The organism is Massilia sp. AB1, assembly GCF_018119385.1.
Taxonomy (GTDB): Bacteria; Pseudomonadota; Gammaproteobacteria; order Burkholderiales; family Burkholderiaceae_D; genus Telluria.
This window is the reverse complement of record NZ_JAGKSG010000065.1, coordinates 1-18,892: the sequence shown is the minus strand read 5'-3', so window position 1 is coordinate 18,892 and position 18,892 is coordinate 1. Positions and strand designations below refer to the sequence as shown.

Annotated in this window: 19 protein-coding genes; 12 read left to right on the top strand and 7 right to left on the bottom strand. The window is 65.6% G+C overall.

From position 1 onward, the window contains the following. The 3 genes from J8847_RS22440 to J8847_RS22430 all read right to left on the bottom strand — a co-directional run. Positions 1-608, bottom strand: a 608-nt coding sequence (locus tag J8847_RS22440; protein ID WP_211526904.1) for a DUF3106 domain-containing protein, incomplete at its 3' end; no start/stop codon positions are given. Then, the gene (locus J8847_RS22435) at positions 605-1,000 is read right to left on the bottom strand and encodes a DUF3619 family protein (RefSeq protein WP_211526903.1); all 396 of its coding nucleotides are present in this window, start codon (positions 998-1,000) and stop codon (positions 605-607) included. The genes J8847_RS22440 and J8847_RS22435, both read right to left, overlap by 4 nt. Next, positions 997-1,566: an RNA polymerase sigma factor gene (locus J8847_RS22430; protein WP_211526902.1), complete on the bottom strand. Its 570-nt coding sequence runs from the start codon at positions 1,564-1,566 to the stop codon at positions 997-999. The genes J8847_RS22435 and J8847_RS22430 overlap by 4 nt, the downstream gene beginning before the upstream one ends. Positions 1,567-1,788: 222 nt before the next feature. Between J8847_RS22430 and J8847_RS22425 the strand changes: the two genes are divergently transcribed. From J8847_RS22425 to J8847_RS22390, 8 genes are all read left to right on the top strand, one after another. After that, complete coding sequence (locus tag J8847_RS22425; RefSeq protein ID WP_211526901.1) at positions 1,789-2,664, top strand: TauD/TfdA family dioxygenase; 876 nt, start codon at positions 1,789-1,791, stop codon at positions 2,662-2,664. 13 nt (positions 2,665-2,677) lie between these two features. Then, positions 2,678-3,676: an ABC transporter substrate-binding protein gene (locus J8847_RS22420; RefSeq protein WP_211526900.1), complete on the top strand. Its 999-nt coding sequence runs from the start codon at positions 2,678-2,680 to the stop codon at positions 3,674-3,676. A gap of 3 nt (positions 3,677-3,679) precedes the next feature. Further along, on the top strand, positions 3,680-4,495 hold the full coding sequence (locus tag J8847_RS22415; protein WP_211526899.1) for an ABC transporter ATP-binding protein: 816 nt from the start codon (positions 3,680-3,682) through the stop codon (positions 4,493-4,495). Continuing rightward, a complete protein-coding gene (locus J8847_RS22410) occupies positions 4,495-5,376 on the top strand; it encodes an ABC transporter permease (protein ID WP_211526898.1) in 882 nt (293 codons plus the stop codon). Before J8847_RS22415 ends, J8847_RS22410 begins: the two co-directional genes overlap by 1 nt. 484 nt (positions 5,377-5,860) lie before the next feature. Next, positions 5,861-7,588, top strand: coding sequence for an acetolactate synthase 3 catalytic subunit (locus J8847_RS22405; RefSeq protein WP_211526897.1), 1,728 nt, complete (start codon positions 5,861-5,863; stop codon positions 7,586-7,588). After that, positions 7,588-8,079: an acetolactate synthase small subunit gene (gene ilvN, locus J8847_RS22400; RefSeq protein WP_027867685.1), complete on the top strand. Its 492-nt coding sequence runs from the start codon at positions 7,588-7,590 to the stop codon at positions 8,077-8,079. The genes J8847_RS22405 and ilvN overlap by 1 nt, the downstream gene beginning before the upstream one ends. A gap of 29 nt (positions 8,080-8,108) precedes the next feature. Next, positions 8,109-9,125 carry a ketol-acid reductoisomerase gene (gene ilvC, locus J8847_RS22395; protein WP_211526896.1) on the top strand — a complete coding sequence of 339 codons (1,017 nt, stop codon included), beginning with the start codon at positions 8,109-8,111 and terminating at the stop codon, positions 9,123-9,125. Positions 9,126-9,284: 159 nt separating this feature from the next. Beyond that, positions 9,285-10,850: a CocE/NonD family hydrolase gene (locus J8847_RS22390; protein WP_211526895.1), complete on the top strand. Its 1,566-nt coding sequence runs from the start codon at positions 9,285-9,287 to the stop codon at positions 10,848-10,850. 28 nt (positions 10,851-10,878) lie between these two features. On the opposite strand, the gene J8847_RS22385 is transcribed toward J8847_RS22390, so the two are convergent. From J8847_RS22385 to J8847_RS22375, 3 genes are read right to left on the bottom strand one after another with little or no spacing between them, the layout of a single operon-like run. Further along, a complete protein-coding gene (locus J8847_RS22385) occupies positions 10,879-11,313 on the bottom strand; it encodes a hypothetical protein (RefSeq protein ID WP_211526894.1) in 435 nt (144 codons plus the stop codon). A 50-nt stretch (positions 11,314-11,363) separates the two neighbouring features. Beyond that, on the bottom strand, positions 11,364-12,521 hold the full coding sequence (locus tag J8847_RS22380) for an alkene reductase (RefSeq protein WP_211526893.1): 1,158 nt from the start codon (positions 12,519-12,521) through the stop codon (positions 11,364-11,366). After that, complete coding sequence (locus J8847_RS22375) at positions 12,518-13,741, bottom strand: SGNH/GDSL hydrolase family protein (protein ID WP_211526892.1); 1,224 nt, start codon at positions 13,739-13,741, stop codon at positions 12,518-12,520. The genes J8847_RS22380 and J8847_RS22375 overlap by 4 nt, the downstream gene beginning before the upstream one ends. Positions 13,742-13,845: 104 nt before the next feature. Here J8847_RS22375 and J8847_RS22370 point away from each other — a divergent pair, with 104 nt between their 5' ends. Continuing rightward, on the top strand, positions 13,846-14,763 hold the full coding sequence (locus tag J8847_RS22370; protein WP_211526891.1) for a LysR family transcriptional regulator: 918 nt from the start codon (positions 13,846-13,848) through the stop codon (positions 14,761-14,763). A 10-nt stretch (positions 14,764-14,773) separates the two neighbouring features. On the opposite strand, the gene J8847_RS22365 is transcribed toward J8847_RS22370, so the two are convergent. Then, entirely contained in the window at positions 14,774-15,283 is a 510-nt protein-coding gene (locus tag J8847_RS22365) for a GNAT family N-acetyltransferase (RefSeq protein ID WP_211526890.1), read from the bottom strand. A 159-nt stretch (positions 15,284-15,442) separates the two neighbouring features. Here J8847_RS22365 and J8847_RS22360 point away from each other — a divergent pair, with 159 nt between their 5' ends. The 3 genes from J8847_RS22360 (at position 15,443) to J8847_RS22350 (ending at position 18,791) form a co-directional block, all read left to right on the top strand. Next, complete coding sequence (locus J8847_RS22360) at positions 15,443-16,228, top strand: SIMPL domain-containing protein (protein ID WP_211526889.1); 786 nt, start codon at positions 15,443-15,445, stop codon at positions 16,226-16,228. A 96-nt stretch (positions 16,229-16,324) separates the two neighbouring features. Continuing rightward, positions 16,325-17,194: a CDP-diacylglycerol--serine O-phosphatidyltransferase gene (pssA, locus tag J8847_RS22355; protein ID WP_211526888.1), complete on the top strand. Its 870-nt coding sequence runs from the start codon at positions 16,325-16,327 to the stop codon at positions 17,192-17,194. Positions 17,195-17,243: 49 nt separating this feature from the next. Next, positions 17,244-18,791: a 2-isopropylmalate synthase gene (locus J8847_RS22350; protein ID WP_211526887.1), complete on the top strand. Its 1,548-nt coding sequence runs from the start codon at positions 17,244-17,246 to the stop codon at positions 18,789-18,791. Positions 18,792-18,892: the final 101 nt, after the last annotated feature.

The window sequence follows — 18,892 nt, the reverse complement described above, 5'->3', positions numbered from 1 at the left end:
TTCGCGCCCGGGGGCGTGATGCACTCGGCGCCGCGGCGCGTGGTGTTCGGAGGACACGGGGTCGGGATGACCAGGGTCGGCGATTCCGGCAGGGCCACCGGGGCCGGCTTGCGGGTGGCCGACTTGGCCAGCTTGCGCTTCTGTTCCGGAGGAAGTTGCTTGTAGCTTTCCCAGGTGGCGATTTTCTCGCCCGGCGCCAGCTTGCGGGTCTTGTTGAAGTTCTCACGCGCCAGGTTGCGCTGCTGCGGGGTGAGCTTCATCCACTGGCGCATGCGCTCGTGCACGCGCTGCTGCTCGAGCGGGCTCATGGAGCTGAAGCGCTCGGACAGTTCCAGCCAGCGGCGCTTGCGCATGCCTTCCAGCTGGTCCCATTCGGCCTGCAGCGGGGCGAGCGCGGTGCGCTGGGCTGGCGTCAGGTCGCGCCACAGCGGCTTGTCGAGGGATTTGGGCGCCGGCTTGCCGCCCGGGGCGCCCAGCGCTGCCGAAGCCGGCGGTGCCGGCGTGGAGCCGACCCGGTCCACGATGACCCAGGCGACGGCGCCGGCCACCAGGACCGCCGCCGCCGTTCCCAACAGGGCAACGCGAGGCTTCGAAGCGTTTTTCGTCATTGCTGGCGCTGCTGCGACTCCAGGTAGGCGGGGAACCCGGTGTCGAGATACGCGGTCAGCGGCAGTTCGTCGGCCAGCACGGCCGCGTCGATGTCGGCCAGTTCGGCCAGTCGCTCCTGCTGTTCATGCTGATAGATGCCGCCCATGCCGATGACCAGCGCCAGCAGCGGCACGGCCACGGCTACGCGCGACAGCGCCTGGCCGCTCAGCAGGTAAGAAAAACCGGACCAGCCGTGGCGTACGGCTGGCTGGGGCGCATCGGCCTTCTTGCGCGCCATGGCGCGCGCGCGGGCCTGCGCCAGCCGGTCGGTCGTCGAGGCCGGCAATGCGTCGAGCTGTTCGTTCAGCGCGTGGCGTATCTTGTACGCCAGGTTGATGTCGTCGGTGTTCATAATTTGATTCCCTTGGCCTTGAGCGCTTCGGCGAGGGCGTGGGTGGCGCGGGAACAATGTGTTTTTACGCTGCCTTCCGAGCAACCCATCGCTACGGCCGTTTCGGCCACGTCCATATCCTGCCAGTAACGCATGAGGAAGGCTTCCCGTTGACGTCCCGGGAGTTTTTGTACTTCTTCTTCGATCAGGCGCAAGGTTTGGGCGCGCTCAAGCTGGTCCGCGCTCGACTCTGCGGCGGCCGATCCTTCCTCGGCTTCATACGAAGCAAGTATATCAAATTCGTCATCGTCCCCATCCTTGCCGGAGAAGCCGGAGAAGAGGCTGACCCAGGTGTTGCGCACCTTTTCGCGGCGGAAGTAATCGAGGATCGTGGTCTGCAGGATGCGCTGGAACAGCATCGGCAGTTCGTTGACCGGCTTGTCGCCGTATTTTTCGGCCAGCTTGATCATGGCGTCCTGGACGATATCCAGCGCCGATTCGTCCTTGCGCACCGCATACACCGCCTGCTTGAACGCGCGCCGTTCGACATTCTCGAGGAAGTCGTTAAGTTCTTTGTCTGTGGCCATGCGGGTTCAGGGAAGTGCTTTCTTGCTCTGCCTTAAGGAAAACTGACGAATCCTAGCAAAAAACCACCATGTATGCACCGGAATTGCACAGCCGCGCCCCTATAACGCCCCGCCAGGGTGAGCGCAGGCTGCAAAAAATGCATGTTCATACATGAAATGATTCGTTGTCCGGCCAAATGTGCGTGGCTATTCTGAAATCACTACTCATCAACTGACACGCTCATGCCGCTCGATTCCACCCGCCAGGATTTCGCCATCCATCCCTTCATCGGCAGCCCGCTCGGCGCCGAAGTGCTGGGCCTGGACCTGTCGCGTCCGCTCAGCGACGCCGACTTCCGCCGCCTGCATCGCGCTCACCTCGACCACCACGTGCTGGTGTTTCGCGACCAGCAGATCACGCCCGCCGAGCAGGTCGCTTTCAGCCGCCGCTTCGGCGAGCTGCAGATCCACGTGCTGCGCCAGTTCCAGCTGGCGGGCCATCCGGAAGTGCTGGTGATCTCGAACATCGTCGAGAACGGCCAGCCGATCGGCCTGGGCGACGCCGGCCACTTCTGGCATTCCGACCTGTCGTACAAGGAAACGCCCAGCCTGGGATCCATGCTGCATGCCCAGGAATTGCCGGAAGAGGGCGGCGACACCTTGTTCGCCAACCAGCACCTGGCCTGGGACACCCTGCCGGCCTGGCTCAAGCGTGAAGTCGAGGGACTGCAGGCCGAGCACTGGTACCTGGCGCGCTACGAGGAGTTGCAGCAGCGCAACCCCTGGCGTCCCAAGCTGACCCAGGCCCAGATCGACGAGGTGAAGCCGGTGCGCCACCCGGTGGTGCGCACCCATCCCGAAACCGGTCGCCGCGCGCTGTTCGTCAGCGAGCATTTCACCACCCGCATCCTGGGCGTGTCCGAGGAGCACAGCCGCGAGCTGCTGGATGCCCTGTTCGCCCACAGCACGGGCGCCGAATTCATTTACCGCCACCAATGGCGGCCGCAGGACATGGTGTTCTGGGACAACCGCTCCCTGATGCACCTGGCCACCGGCTGCCCCGACCACCTGCGCCGCAAGCTCTACCGCACGACGATCGCCGGCGACGTCCCATTCTGAACAAGGAAACGCAATGACATTGAAGAACATCTCCGCTGCTGCGGCGCTGGCCCTGGCCTTGCCTTCGCTGGCCCATGCCGAAGGCAAGATCCGCATCGCCGAGCAGTTCGGCGTGGTCTATCTGTTGCTGAACGTCGCCCAGGACCAGAAGCTGATCGAGAAGCATGGCAAGAAGCATGGCGTCGATATCGACGTCGACTGGGTCAAGCTCTCGGGCGGGGCGGCCACCAACGAGGCCTTGCTGTCCGGATCTGTCGACGTGGTCGGCGCCGGCCTCGGCCCGCTGTTCACGATCTGGGACCGCACCAGCGGGCGGCAGAACGTGCGCGCCGTCGCCTCGCTCGGCAATTTCCCATATTACCTGGTGAGCACCAACCCGGCGGTCAAGAGCATCGCCGACTTCACGGACAAGGACCGCATCGCGCTGCCGGCCGTGACGGTGTCGGTGCAGGCCCGCATCCTGCAGCTGGCCGCCAGCAAGCAGTGGGGCGCCGCCCAATACAAGAAGCTCGATCCGATCACCCAGACCGTGCCGCACCCGGACGCGGCGGCCGCCATCATCGCCGGCAAGACCGAGCTGAACGCCCACTTCGGCAACCCGCCTTTCCAGGACCAGGAACTGGCCGCCAATCCCAAGGCCCGCGTGGTGCTCGATTCCTACCAGGTGCTGGGCGGACCAAGCTCGGCCACGGTGCTCTACGCGACCGAGAACTACGTCAGGGAAAACCCGAAGACCTACCGCGCCTTCATCGACGCCCTGGTCGAGGCGGCCCAGCTGGCCACGAACAATCCGGAGGCGGCGGCCGACGCCTACCTGCGCGTCAACAAGGGCAATATCGACCGCGCGCTGCTGGTAAAGGTGATCAAGGATCCGAAAGTGCAGTTCAAGGTGGCGCCGCAGAACACCCTGGGACTGGCCCAGTTCCTGCACCAGGTCGGCGCGATCAAGAACAAGCCGGCCAGCTGGCGCGATTATTTCTTCGCCCATCCGGCACTCGAAACGGGGAGCTGAGTCATGACGCCCTTGAACCTGGTGCCGTCCGAGCCGCTGCTGCGTGCCGACCATGTCACCCTGGAATACCAGGGCGAGCATGGTACGGTGCGCGCCACCGAAGACGTGAGTTTCGAGGTCTGGCGCGGCGACCGCTTCGTGCTGCTGGGGCCTTCGGGCTGCGGCAAGTCGACCCTGCTCAAGGCTGCCGGCGGCTTCATCCGGCCGCAAGCGGGCAGCCTGAGCCTGGCCGGCCAGCCGGTCACCGGGCCGGGGCCGGACCGCATCGTCGTGTTCCAGGAGTTCGACCAGCTGCCGCCTTGGAAGACCGTGCGCGACAACGTGATGTTTCCGATGCTGGCTGGCGGCGTCAGGCACAGCGAGGCCGACCAGCGCGCCCGTCACTGGCTGGGCAAGGTGGGGCTGGCGCGCTTCGCCGACGCCTATCCGCATACCTTGTCGGGCGGGATGAAGGCGAGGGTGGCGATCGCCCGCGCGCTGGCGATGCAGCCGGCCGTGCTGCTGATGGACGAGCCTTTCGCCGCGCTCGATGCGCTGACCCGCCGCACCATGCAGGAAGAACTGCAGGCGCTGTGGGAAGAGATCGGCTTCACGATGCTGTTCGTCACGCACTCGATCGAGGAAGCGCTGGTGGTGGGCAACCGCATCCTGCTGCTCTCGCCCCATCCGGGGCGCGTGCGCGCCGAGCTCAATAGCCACCAGTTCAGCCTGTCGAGCGCCGGCAGCCAGGAATTCCAGGCGGCGGCCCAACGCATCCATGGCTTGCTGTTCGGCCAGGCCGCGGAACCGATTTCTCACCCCTCTACCGCAGTGCAATGATGAGCAGTTTCCGTGAGCCTCCGGTCCGACCGGAATATATCCTCGAACCCCTTGGGGTGTCTCCTGGTTTGGCCGCCCCGGGTCCCGTGGCCCGGGCGGCCTCTTTTGCGCTGCCCGACCTGGGCTGGCTGCGCAAGCTGGGCATCCTGCTGGCGCTGGCCCTGCTGTGGGAAGGGCTGGCGCGCTGGTTCGGCAACGACCTGCTGCTGCCGGGCGCCCTGCAGACGGGCAGGGCCTTCCTCGAGGGCCTGGTGTCGGGCGAGCTGTTCGGCTACGTGAAGGTGTCGCTGGCGGTGCTGCTCCAGGGCTTCCTGCTGGGCGTGCTCGGCTCTTTCCTGCTGACCTGGCTGGCGGTCTCCTACCGCTGGGGCCGCGAACTGATCGATACCCTGACCTCGATGTTCAACCCGCTGCCGGCCATCGCGCTGCTGCCGCTGGCCCTGCTGTGGTTTGGGCTGGGCAAGGGCAGTCTGCTGATGGTGCTGGTGCACTCGGTGCTGTGGCCGTTGACCCTGAATGCGAGCGCGGGCTTCCGCTCGGTGCCGGAGACCTTGCGCATGGCTGGGCGTAACTATGGTCTGGGTGGGCTGCGCATGGTGCTGCAGATCCTGATCCCCGCGGCGCTGCCGTCCATTTTGTCGGGCTTGAAGATCGGCTGGGCCTTCGCGTGGCGCACCCTGATTGCTGCCGAGTTGGTTTTTGGCAGCACCTCGGGGCAGGGCGGGCTGGGCTGGTATATCTTCCAGAGCCGCAACGAACTGTTTACAGACAAGGTCTTCGCCGGGCTGGCTGCCGTCATCCTCATTGGCCTCGCAGTCGAGGCCGCCATCTTCCAGACGCTCGAGCGTCTGACCATCCGCCGCTGGGGCATGCAGCGCTAGCTCCTGCACGTCGTTCCGCCTAAGTTTGTTGAGCTATCGTGACGCTGAACTTGGGCCCCGGCCTTCGCCGGGGCGACGGCTCATCGGCTAACTTATAGGTCGTAGTGGTTTGGCAGAGCAGATTTTCAAATTATCTCCTTGACCAAAATGGTGCAGCGCGGTAATGTGCTTAATACGCTTTGCACCCCCGAAGCATCAAGTCAACCGGAATCGGCACAAAAGGCCTTGTCCGGATCATTGACGCGCTTTCATTTGTAGGCAGTTTGCTCCAACCCGCGCCACAAGCGCGAGAGATGCGATCGACCGCTACAGACACTCAAGCTGAACGAGTTGCGCCCAGCGCCGGTGCGTAAGGACCCTACGGTGGCCTGAAACATCGACGTGCACGCAGAAAGAAGGGAAGCATGAGCACTGTCGCGCGAGACGCGTTTCGTTAGGAACGGGCATCCGATCAATCTCCCTCTGGGTCTTGAAAGGAATGAACATGAGTAACGATTCAGCCGTCCCCATCACGGGCGCTGAGATAGTGGTGCGTTGTCTCGCGGAAGAGGGCGTCAAGCACGTCTTCGGTTATCCCGGCGGGGCAGTCCTCTACATCTACGACGCCATCTTCAAGCAGGACAAATTCCAGCACGTACTGGTTCGCCACGAACAGGCCGCGGTCCATGCCGCCGACGCCTATTCGCGCAGCTCGAACACCGTGGGCGTCGCCCTCGTGACCTCGGGTCCTGGTGTCACCAATGCCGTCACCGGCCTGTCCACCGCTTACATGGATTCGATCCCGATGGTCGTGATCTCCGGCCAGGTGCCGAGCCACGCGATCGGCCAGGACGCCTTCCAGGAATGCGACACCGTCGGCATCACCCGCCCGGTGGTCAAGCACAACTTCCTGGTCAAGGATGTGCGCGAGCTGGCCTCGACCATCAAGAAAGCCTTCTATATCGCCCGCACCGGCCGCCCCGGCCCCGTGCTGGTCGACATCCCGAAGGACATCAGCATGCACAAGTGCGTGTACGAGTATCCTCGCGAGATCGAGATGCGTTCGTACCGCCCGGTCGACAAGGGCCACGCGGGCCAGATCCGCAAGGCCGTGCAATTGCTGCAGGGCGCAGAGCGCCCGATGATCTACGCCGGCGGCGGCGTGATCCTGGCGAACGCGTCGAACGAACTGAACCGCCTGGTCGACAAGCTCGGCTTCCCGGTCACCAACACGCTGATGGGCCTGGGCGCCTCGCGCTCCACCAGCCCGCACTTCGTCGGCATGCCCGGCATGCACGGCACCTACGAAGCGAACATGGCGATGCAGAACTGCGACGTCCTGATCGCCATCGGTGCCCGCTTCGACGACCGCGTGATCGGCAATCCCAAGCACTTCGCGACCAACCCGCGCAAGATCATCCACATCGACATCGACCCTTCGTCGATCTCGAAGCGCGTCAAGGTCGACATCCCCATCGTCGGCAACGTCAAGGACGTGCTGGTCGAACTGCTCTCGCAGCTCGACGCCAGCACGACGTCCACCAACACCATCCCGTTGCAGGCATGGTGGAAGCAGATCGCTGAATGGCGCGGCCGCGACTGCCTGGGCTATGCCAAGTCGGATGAGCTGATCAAGCCGCAGTCCGTCATCGAGCAGCTGTACAAGGTGACCGACGGCGACGCCTTCATCACCTCGGACGTGGGCCAGCACCAGATGTGGGCCGCGCAGTACTACGGCTTCGACAAGCCGCGCCGCTGGATCAACTCGGGCGGCCTGGGCACCATGGGCGTGGGCCTGCCGTACGCCATGGGCGTGCAGATGGCCAACCCGGGCGCCACCGTCGCCTGCGTGACGGGCGAGGGCTCGATCCAGATGTGCATCCAGGAGCTGGCGACCTGCAAGCAGTACCACCTGACGCCGAAGATCATCCTCCTGAACAACCGCTTCCTGGGCATGGTGCGCCAGTGGCAGCAGATCGACTACGGCTCGCGCTATTCCGAGTCCTACATGGATTCGCTGCCGGACTTCGAGAAGCTGGCCGAGGCCTATGGCCACGTCGGCATGCGCATCGAGAAGCCGGGCGACGTCGAGGGCTCGCTGCGCGAAGCCTTCGCCATGAAGGACCGCCTGGTGTTCATGAACTTCATCACCGACCAGAGCGAGAACGTCTGGCCGATGGTCAAGGCGGGCAAAGGCCTGAATGAAATGCTGCTCGGCTCGGAGGACCTGTAATGCGACACATCATTTCCGTCCTCCTCGAGAACGAAGCCGGCGCCCTGTCGCGCGTGGTCGGGCTGTTTTCCGCACGCGGCTACAACATCGAAACCCTGACCGTGGCGCCGACCGAAGATGCGACCCTGTCCCGCATGACGATCGTCACCTCGGGCTCGGACGACATCATCGAGCAGATCACCAAGCACCTGAACCGCCTGATCGAGGTGGTGAAGGTGGTCGACCTGACCGAAGGCCAGCACATCGAGCGCGAGCTCATGCTGATCAAGGTGCGCGCCGTCGGCAAGGAACGTGAAGAGATGAAGCGCACGGCGGACATCTTCCGCGGCCGCATCATCGACGTCACCGAAAAGACGTACACGATCGAACTGACCGGCGCCAAGAGCAAGCTCGACGCCTTCATCGACGCCATCGACCGCGCATCCATCCTCGAGACCGTCCGTACCGGCGGCTCCGGCATCGGCCGCGGCGAGCGCATCCTCAAAGTATAAACAGCCCCACTTAAAAATTAGGAACGAACATGAAAGTTTTCTACGACAAAGACTGCGACCTCTCCCTCATCAAAGGCAAGAATGTCGCCATCATCGGCTACGGCTCGCAAGGTCATGCGCACGCACAGAACCTGAGCGAATCGGGCGTCAATGTCACCGTGGGGCTGCGCCGCGGCGGCGCTTCCTGGAACAAGGTCGAGCAGGCCGGCCTGAAGGTCGCCGAGGTCGATGAAGCGGTCAAGAGCGCCGACGTCATCATGGTCCTGCTGCCGGACGAGAACATCGCTCAGGTCTACAAGGAAAACATCGAGCCGAACGCCAAGCAGGGCGCCGTGCTGGCCTTCGCCCACGGCTTCAACGTGCATTATGGACAGGTGGTGCCGCGCGCCGACCTCGACGTGATCATGGTTGCGCCGAAGGCCCCGGGCCACACCGTTCGCGGCACCTACCGCCAGGGTGGCGGCGTGCCGCACCTGGTCGCCGTCTACCAGGACAAGTCGGGTTCGGCCCGCGACATCGCGCTGTCCTACGCCATGGCCAACGGCGGCGGCCGCGCCGGCATCATCGAGACCAACTTCCGCGAAGAGACCGAGACCGACCTGTTCGGCGAGCAGGCCGTGCTGTGCGGCGGCACCGTGGAACTGATCAAGGCCGGCTTCGAGACCCTGGTGGAAGCGGGCTACGCGCCGGAGATGGCCTACTTCGAGTGCCTGCACGAGCTGAAGCTGATCGTCGACCTGATCTACGAAGGCGGCATCGCCAACATGAACTACTCGATCTCGAACAACGCGGAATACGGCGAGTACGTCACCGGCCCGCGCGTCGTGACCGCGCAGACCAAGGAAGCGATGAAGCAGTGCCTGAAGGACATCCAGACCGGCGAATACGCGAAGAGCTTCATCCTCGAGAACAAGGCCGGCGCCCCGACCCTGATCTCGCGCCGCCGCCTGACCTCGGAGCACCAGATCGAGGAGGTCGGCGCCAAGCTGCGCGCGATGATGCCTTGGATCGCCAAGAACAAGCTCGTGGACCAGTCGAAGAACTAAGCGTCGCGTTCTCACGCTGAATGGGCGGCAACCGGTCTGGTTGCCGCCCATTTTCTTTGCGCGTGGGGCCATGCGTTCTGGGTAGCTGTGACAATTGAAGAGAATGGCGGGCCGAGGCGCTCCCTATACTGGTGGGCTTTGGACTTCCCGACGCCCACGATGCCCCGCCTCCTGCTCGCCGCCATCTTCTTCGTCGCCACGGCCGCCCATGGCGCCGGCCACTTCAGCTTTTCCAATCCGCCCGGCCCGCATGCGGTCGGCGTGAAATTCGTCCAGCAATACGACCGGACGCGGCTCTTCAAGCGGCGCATCGATGCGATCACCGGCGAACCGGCCCGCGGCGAGCGCGCGCGGCCGGTGCAGACCATCGTCTGGTATCCGGCGGCGCGGGGCGGCAAGCCGCTCGCCTACCGCGATTATCTCGAGACGATGGCGACCGAGGACGAGTTCGCGCGCGGCGCCGAGCAGGTCAGGCGCCTGACCGACGAGCGCATCGAGGGCAATGCGGGTTCGCGCCGCGAGGCCTTGCTGCGCGAGGTGGCGGCGCCGATGCGGGCCGTGCGCGATGCGCGCGCGCAGGACGGCAAGTATCCCGTCGTGATCTATGCGCCGAGCTTTTCCGCGTCCGCCATCGAGAACGTGGACTTGTGCGAATACCTGGCGAGCCAGGGCTATATCGTCCTGTCCAGCGCCTCGCTCGGCGCCTATTCGCGCCCGATGACGCTCGACCTGGAAGGCCTGGAGACGCAGGCTGCCGACATCTCCTTCCTCATCGGCTACGCGGCCACGCTGCCCCAGGCCGACACGGGCAGGGTGGCCGTGGCCGGCTTCAGCTGGGGCGGCCTGGCCAACGTGCTCGCGGCGGCGAAGGACGAGCGCATCAAGGCCCTGGTCAGCCTGGACGGCTCGCTGCGCGGCTATCCGCAGTTCGTCGACGGCGGCAAGGATGCGGCCAAGTATGTGACGCCGGAGCGCATCACCGTCCCGCTGCTCTACCTGGGAGCGCGTCCCCGGACGCTCGAGGACTTGAGCAGCAGAAAATTCGACCTCCGCTATTCGTTCATGAACCAGATGAAGTACGCGGACGTGTACATCGTGTCGCTGCTGCCGATGACGCACGGGGACTTCTCGTCCTACGGCGTGCGGATGTCCCAGGATGACGGATTCGGTGACTACACGCGCGAGGAGGTGGAACTGGCGCACAGCTGGGCGGGACGCTACGTCCGTCACTTCCTCGACGCCTACCTGAAGGGGAATGCCGAAGGCCTCGCCTTCGTCAACAACAAACCGGCGGCGAACAAGGCCCCGCGGCACATGATCTCCGCCGACATCCGCCGCAAGAAGGAATCCGCGCCGCCGACCCTGGAGCATTTCGCCGAGCGCCTCGCCGCCGAAGGCTTCGACAAGGCCGTCTCCATCCACGAGGAATTCACGCGGCGCGGCGCCACCTTCAAGCTGGGTCCCAACGAGATCTACGGATGGGGAGCCCAGCTGGCGCGCATCGACCGCCCGGAGCAGGCGCGGGAAGTCTTCCGGCTCGGGACCCATCTGCATCCGGAGATGGGCTTCATCCATGACGGCCTGGCGGAGATGCAGGCCAAGACCGGGCAGGTCCAGGAGGCGGTGAAGACCTATCGCCGCGTGCTGGAGCTCGATCCGGCGAACGCCGACGCGATGCGCTACCTGAAGACGCACGGGGCGGCGGCAGGCGCCTCCGCCCCGTGAGCACACCGGGCCGGTCCCGGCGCCCGGTCTATGGCGCTGTCCCTGCCTTGCGCAGGGCGCGCTTCACCGCGCGGTTCCGGCGCAGCAGATAGACCACCCTGTACAGCATGAAGCAGAGGGCGGCCACGGCGACCGCCAGAGCAGCTGTCGTCCCGGCGACCTGCAAGGCCAGGACGATCAGGATCGGGGCCACGTAGAAGATGTTGACCAGGCTGGACAAGATCGCCCACCAGCCCGGCAGCTTCAGGCCGACCGCCGGGGAGGCCAGGTCGCGCCAGCCGAGCACGGTGGACCAGTCGCCTCGCCGGCCGAAGGCGATGGCGTAAGTCGCGCCCTGGCGCGGGACCACGTGGTTGTGGAGGTTGACGCCAAACTGCGCGCGGCCCTGGCTGCGGAAACTGAAATCGCCCCGCTGGGCCGCGACGTCGAACACCTCGTCGAAGTGAATACATTCAACCTGCATATGTCTCCTTGTCGATCGATCCGGCAGCGGTGTAGAGCAGGCCAGGCTGCTCATGTTGCCATGTTTTCGAAGGCTTGCTGCGCACAGCCGGAAGGCTTGTTGTCGAACGGCGGATAGTCGACGTAGCCGCGCGCATCGCCTCCAAAGTAGCAGGCCGGGTCGCCCGGCAGCAGCGGCGCGCCGGAGCGCAAGCGCTGCGGCAGGTCGGGATTGGCGATGAAGGGCCGGCCAAAGCCGACCAGGTCGGCCCAGCCTCGCGCAATCGCTTCCCCGGCCCGCTCGAGGTCGTAGTGCCCGGAATAGATCATCGTGCCTCCATACACCAGGCGCAGGGCTTCCTTGAATGCGGCCGGCATCACGGGAGCATCGTCCCAGTCGGCTTCCGCGATATGGAGGTAGGCCAGGCCTATCCTGTCCATCAGCCTCGCGGCCGCCAGGTAAGTTGCTTGAGGCGTAACGTCGACCGTCCCCTGGGCGCTGGTCAGGGGCGAAAAGCGCACGCCGACGCGCTCCGGCCCGGCCACGGCGGCGACCGCCTGCGCCACCTCGCACAGGAAGCGCAAGCGGTTGGAGAGCGAGCCGCCATAACGGTCACACCGGTGGTTGGCGCCGGAGTCGATGAACTGGTTGATCAGGTAGCCATTCGCGGCATGCAGTTCGACGCCGTCGAAGCCCGCCGACAGCGCGTTCTTCGCCGCCTGCGCGAACTGGCTCACGATATCGGCTACCTCCTGCGTTTCCAGCGCGCGCGGCATCGAGTGCTGTACTTTCCGGCCTTGCGCCGCGGCCGCTCCCAACCCGTCGGGATCGATGAAGACGTGTACGCCGTCGGCCACCAGTGCCGAAGGCGCGACTGGGGACGCGCCGTCCGGCTGCAGCGAGGCATGCGACAAGCGGCCCACATGCCACAACTGCGCGAAGATGCGGCCGCCCGCCTCGTGCACGGCCGCCGTCACCTCCCGCCAGCCGCGCACCTGCTCGGGCGTGTGGATGCCCGGCGTCCAGGCGTAACCTTGTCCCTGCGGGCTGATTTGCGTGCCTTCGGTGATGATCAGGCCCGCCGAAGCGCGCTGGCGGTAATACTCGGCCATGAGCGGCGTCGGCACGCCGCCGTGCGCCGCCCGTGCGCGCGTCATGGGCGGCATGACGATCCGGTTCGGCAGCGTCATCGCGCCGAGGCTGAAGGCATCGAAGAGGGTCGTGTTCATCGTGCCGCCTCCTTCAGGATGGGGGCGAGGTCGACGGCTTCTGCCATCGCGCGGTAGCCGGCGTCGCCCGGATGGAGGTGGTCGCCGGAATCGAATTCCGCCCGCATGCGCCGCGGCCTGCGTGGGTCGCGCAAGACCGCGTCGAAGTCGATGACCGTGTCGAACGCGCCGACAGTGCGTATCCAGTAGTTCAACTGCTGGCGCATCTCTTCCTTCTGCGCGCTGTAGTGTCCCGCGAAGGGCGTGCCCTCGAGCGCGCCTTCGAAAGGGGGCAGGGTGCCGGCCGCGATGCGCACTCCCCGGGCGTGGGCCGCCGCGACCAGCTGGCGGAAGCCGGCGGTGAGCTGGTCCAGGGTGACCGGGCCTTCCTTCGGCGCGAACGGACTGCCCGGCCAGCCGATGTCGTTAATCCCGAGCAGGACGATGACATCCGAGACGCCGGGCTGGCTCAGGACGTCCTGTTCGAAGCGCGCCAGCGCGCTTTGTCCCATGCCGTCCTTCAGCAGGCGCCCGCCCGAGATGCCGGCGTTGGCGACCGCGATGCCGTGCGGCGCCAGGCGCTGCGCCAGGAAGTCGGGCCAGCGGCGATCCATGTCCGGGGTCGATCCGTTCCCGTCCGTGATCGAATCCCCGAGCGCGACGACCGTGCGGCCGCCCGGCGCCGCCTCGACCAGCACGGCGCTCAGGAACAACCTGCCGCCGGCGCGGATGCCCGCCGAACCCGCCGTCCCGGGCGCGAGCTCGAAGGTCTGCTGGCCGCCCCAATGAAAACCCGTGACGCGGGTGGGCGAGGGCAGATGGCTCGTCACCGCCAGGCGCTGCAGGGGAAGGACCTTGAGCGCGACCGGGTCGCTGGTCAGCGCGGCGCCCGCAGGGATCATGGCCTCGCTCTTGCCGGAGAAGGTGAGCGCGTGTGCCCGGCCCGCGTCGCCTTCGGGCGCTACCCGGACGCTGCCGAGCCGCAAAGCCTCGTGCCCGTAGCGGTTGGAAAAGACCAGCCTGATCCGGTTGCCGCCGGCGCTGATGCGAACGGTTTCGCGCACCGTCTGTTGCTCGAGCTGCGCGGGCACGTTCATGGGCAGCACGAAACTGCTGTCCCAGGCTGGCTGAGGGGCCGCATACCATGAGCTGAGCCAGGGACGGCTGTCCGCCGCCAGCGCATTGCCGCCAAGGCTTAACGCCAGGCCCAGGGCCGCGATCGATCCAGGATGTGCTGCCATCGTGTTCTCCTCTGAATGAAGTGATTCCACGATAGTTCATTCGAATCCTTCAATGAAGGCGGTAGAATTGAAGAGTACTTATTCCAAATTAGAATGAGGTAGCGATGGACACACTTCGGGCGATGCGGACTTTCGTGCGGACCGTCGAGCTGGGCAGCCTGTCGGCGGCGGCGCGCGAGTTCGGCACGACCCAGCCCACCGTCAGCAAACAGCTGGCGCAACTGGAGCAGCAACTGGCCGTGCGCCTGTTCGAACGCAGCACGCGCGGCCTGGCGCCGACCGAGCAGGGCCAGCGCTTCTACCGCGACGCCAAGTTGCTGGTCGAGCAGTTCGATGCGGCGGTGGGCGAGGTCCAGGGAATGGGCGGGCAGGCGTCCGGGCTATTGCGCATCAATGCCCCCGTGGGGCTCGGCCAGTACCGGATCAATGCGATGGTCCAGCAGTTCCTGGCGGCGCATCCGCGCATCGACATCGAACTGATCCTGAACGACCGCTTCGCCGACCTGGTGGAAGAGGGCGTCGACATCGCCTTCCGGCTCGGCGGCACGCTGCCGCCTGACGCCATCGGCCGCCACCTCGCCAGCACGCCGCGCATGCTGGTGGCTTCTCCTGCCTATCTGGCGCGGCGTGGCGCGCCGGCGGTGCCCGGCGACCTGGAAGAGCATGACTTCGTGCGCTTCGCCTGGACACCGGGTGCGGCGCTCGACCTGCTCCGCGACGGGGAGGAGGCGCGCGTGCCGACCTCCAGCCGCTACCGGGTGAACAATGCACTGGCCATCCGCGAAGCTCTGGTGCTCGGGAGCGGCATTGGCCTGTGCCCGGAGTGGCTGGTGCGCGACCTGCTGGATAGCGGCGAACTGGTGCGCGTGTTGGCGGAGTGGTCGGCCCGGCCCCAGGAACTGCACCTGCTGTATCCCTCGCGCCAGTACCAGCCCTTGCGGGCCAGGCTGTTCATCGAGTTTGCGGTCGACTATTTCCGGTCCTTGCCGGGTTTTGCACAACCAAGCGCAGGCAGGCGGTGAACTCCTTCGTTCAGGGCTGGGGCGCCTGGATCGCGCGCGACATCACGTACGCATCCACATAGCCGAGCCGGCTGTGCAGGAAGGCTTCCGGCAAGGTGCCCACGATGCGGAAGCCGTGCTTTTCATAGAGCGCAACGGCGGGACGGTTGGTCGACACCACGAAATTGAACTGCATGGAACGGAAACCCGCGGCGCTCGCACGGGCCAGCGAATCGCGCAGCATAGCGTTGCCGATGCCTTGTCCCTGCATATCGGCGCGCACCAGGTAGGTGGCGCTGCCGACATGCGAGGCACGCCCGGATAGATTCGGGTTCAGCTTGTACATGCCGACCAGCTCGCCGTCGCGTAGCGCAAGCAGGGTCTGCACGCCCGGCGACAGCCACATGGCGTCGAACACCGCGTCCGGTGTGTCTTCGGTGAAGGGCAGGGTATCGCCGGCACGGCACACCTCGCGGAACAGGGCGGCCATCGCATCGCGGTACTCAGGCGTGGCGTCGATGAAGCTTACGGTCACAGTCATGTCGAATTCGTCGGCAGTGCGGGAAGTCCAGCTTACCTGAATCGTCACCATATGCAATTAATTGCAACTTTCCATTACAGAAACTATGTACGCCTGCGAAAAGCGGTATCGTGGCGGCGATGACAGCACGTTGCTGTCCCAGTTTCAGGAGAAAAAGCCATGTCCCTCGCCAAACCAACCCTGTTGATCGCCTTGCTGTTCGCCACCCAGGCCTATGCCCAGGCCCCGGCGCCATCGGCCGCCGCGGTGTCGACGGCCGGCGCCATGGTGATCGTGCCCGCCTTCGGCGAAGTCAGGCATGCCAACGACCAGGCCATCGTTACCTTCAGCGTCGAGGAGCACGACAAGGACAAGGCCAAGGCCGCCGAGCGCGTGAACCGCAAGATGAAGGAGGGCACCGAGATCCTGCGCAAGGCCGATCCGCGCGCTGAGTTCAAGACCATGGGCTACTTCACCTACCCGATCTATCCGGAAAACGTGCAGCCGCCGCGCCCGGTCGATGCCGCCGCCAAGCCGCCGGTCCCGGTCGCCTGGCGCGTGGGCCAGTACCTGGAAATGAAGACGACCAGCCTGGAGAGCCTACCCAGGACTGCCGCCAGCGCGCAAAAAGTGCTGGCCATCAACGGCGTCCAGTTCGGCCTGGCGCCGGCCACCGAGAAGCGCCTGGACGACCAGCGTATCGCCGCCACCTATAAAAACCTGAACGAGCGCATCGTGTCGATCGCCAACGCCATGGGCCGCAAGCCCGCCGACGCCGTGCTGGAAACCGTCGACTTCGAAGGCTCGGGCAACTACGCCGGCGGGCAGGGCGACATGGCGGCTGCGCCGATGATGGCGCGCATGAGCGCCAAGCGCGAGATGGCCGATGCGATGCCGGAACCGAGCTTCGAGCCGGGCGAAACCACCCTGCAGATGCGCCTGGTAGGCAAGGTAAAGTTCAAGTAACGCTTTTGCCAAGCGTAACGGTTCGCTAAGTATGGTTCTCCGCCTCTATAATGCGGAGAACTGCCGTTTGGCGAACCACTTGAACAAAAATTCCTTATGCCAACCTTTCCAAGAAGAAGAACACCAGGAGCCGTGCCGAAAGCACCGCGTTTTTCCCGCCTGAAGCGTTTCGGCCGCCGCGCCGAAGACCGCCAGCCCGGCGAGCGGGGCCGCGGCATCTACCTGCTGCCCAATGCCTTCACCACCGGCGCGCTGTTCTGCGGTTTCTACGCCATCGTCATGGCCATGAACCAGCGCTTCGAGCACGCCTGCTGGGCGGTGTTCATCGCCATGATCCTGGATGCGCTGGACGGCCGCATCGCGCGCCTGACCAATACCCAGTCCGAGTTCGGCGCCCAGTACGATTCGCTGTCCGACATGGTGTCCTTCGGCGCCGCGCCCGCGCTCGTGATTTACGAATGGTCGCTGCGCGGCCTGGGCAAGCTGGGCTGGATCGCCGCCTTCATCTACTGCGCCGGCGCCGCGCTGCGCCTGGCGCGCTTCAACACCAACATCCAGGTGGTCGACAAGCGCTTCTTCCAGGGCTTGCCCAGCCCGGCCGCCGCGGCGCTGGTGGTCGGCTTCATCATGATGATGACCGACCCCGACATCAACGTCAGCTCGCGCCAGGTGGACTGGGTGAGCTGGGCCATCGCCGTGTTCGCGGGCCTGACCATGGTGTCGAACGTGCCGTTCTACAGCTTCAAGGATGTGAACTTCCGCAAGTCGGTGCCTTTCATCGTGGTCTTCCTGATCGCGCTGGCGCTGGCGCTGCTGGCCATCGATCCGCCCAAGGTGCTGTGGCCGATCTTCGTGATTTACGGCCTGTCCGGCTACGTCGTGTTCGTCATGCGCCGCGCCAAGGGCAAGCCGGTCAGCATCATCCCGACCGACGACGACGAGCACGACGAGGAAGTACGGCGCTGAGGACAGCCGGGGCGCCGCGACATTCACCCACGTTGACTGGAGCCCCACCATGCCTGATCCGAATCGCCTGATCATATTCGACACCACCCTGCGCGACGGCGAGCAGTCGCCGGGCGCTTCGATGACGAAGGACGAGAAGGTGCGCATCGCGCGCCAGCTCGAACGGCTGCGGGTCGACGTCATCGAGGCCGGCTTCGCGGCCGCCTCGCCCGGCGACTTCGAGGCCATCCGGGCCATCTCCGCCGCGGTGCGCGAATCGACCATCTGCTCGCTCTCGCGCGCCAACGACCGCGACATCGCCCGCGCCGCCGAGGCGCTCGAACCCGCCGCGCGCAAGCGCATCCACACCTTCATCGCCACCTCGCCCCTGCACATGCAGATGAAGCTGCGCATGGAGCCCGAGCAGGTGCTGGAGCAGGCCAGGCTGGCCATCCGCTTCGCCCGCAAGCACACCGACGACATCGAATTCTCGCCCGAGGACGGCAGCCGTTCGGAAGAGGACTTCCTGTGCCGCGTGCTGGAAGCCGTGATCGCCGAGGGCGCCACCACCATCAACTTCCCCGACACGGTCGGCTACGCCGTGCCCGAGCAGTTCGGCGAGCGTATCCGCCGCCTGCGCGAGCGCGTGCCGAACTCAAGCAAGGCGGTATGGTCGGTCCACTGCCACAACGACCTCGGGCTGGCGGTGGCCAACTCGCTGGCGGGCGTAGTGATCGGTGGCGCGCGCCAGATCGAATGCACGATCAACGGGCTGGGCGAGCGGGCAGGGAACACCTCGCTCGAGGAAGTGGTGATGGCGCTGCGCACGCGGCACGACTACTACCACCTGGCGGTCGGCGTGGACACGACCCAGATCGTGCCGGCCTCGAAGATGGTGTCGCAGATCACCGGCTTCGCGGTCCAGCCGAACAAGGCGGTGGTGGGCGCGAACGCCTTTGCGCATGCCTCGGGCATCCACCAGGACGGGATTTTGAAAGCGCGCGAGACCTACGAGATCATGCGCGCCGAAGACGTGGGCTGGACGGCCAACAAGATCGTGCTGGGCAAGCTGTCGGGCCGCAACGCCTTCAAGGCGCGGCTGCAGGAGCTGGGGATCGCGCTGGACTCCGAGGCCGAGGTCAACGCGGCCTTCGCGCGCTTCAAGGAGCTGGCGGACCGCAAGGCCGACATCTTCGACGAGGACATCATGGCGCTGGTGTCGGACGAGGACCGGGCGCAGGGCGGGGAGCTCTATCGTTTCGTGTCGCTGTCGCAGCGCTCCGAGACGGGCGAGCTGCCGCATGCGCGGATCGTGTTCTCGATGGACGGGAAAGAAGTGGCGGCCGAGGGCTCGGGCGACGGGCCGGTGGATGCGACCATCAAGGCCATCGAGAGCGTGGTGGGGAGCGGGGCGGAGCAGGTGCTATTTTCGATCAATGCGATCAGCAATGGGCCGGCGTCCCAAGGGGAAGTCACCATCCGGCTTGCGCACTCGGGACGGATCGTGAATGGGGTGGGGGCGGATCCGGACATCATCGTGGCGTCGGCCAAGGCGTATCTCTCGGGGCTGAACAAGCTGCATTCGAAGATCGAGAGGGTGAATCCGCAGGGGGTGTGAGTTATCTCTTTGCTGGGTAAACTTGGATCCCCGCCTTCGCAGGGAGTCATTGCCGCCAATGGCGGGAATGACGGTTTCAGCGGAGGTGATTGGAATCGCGC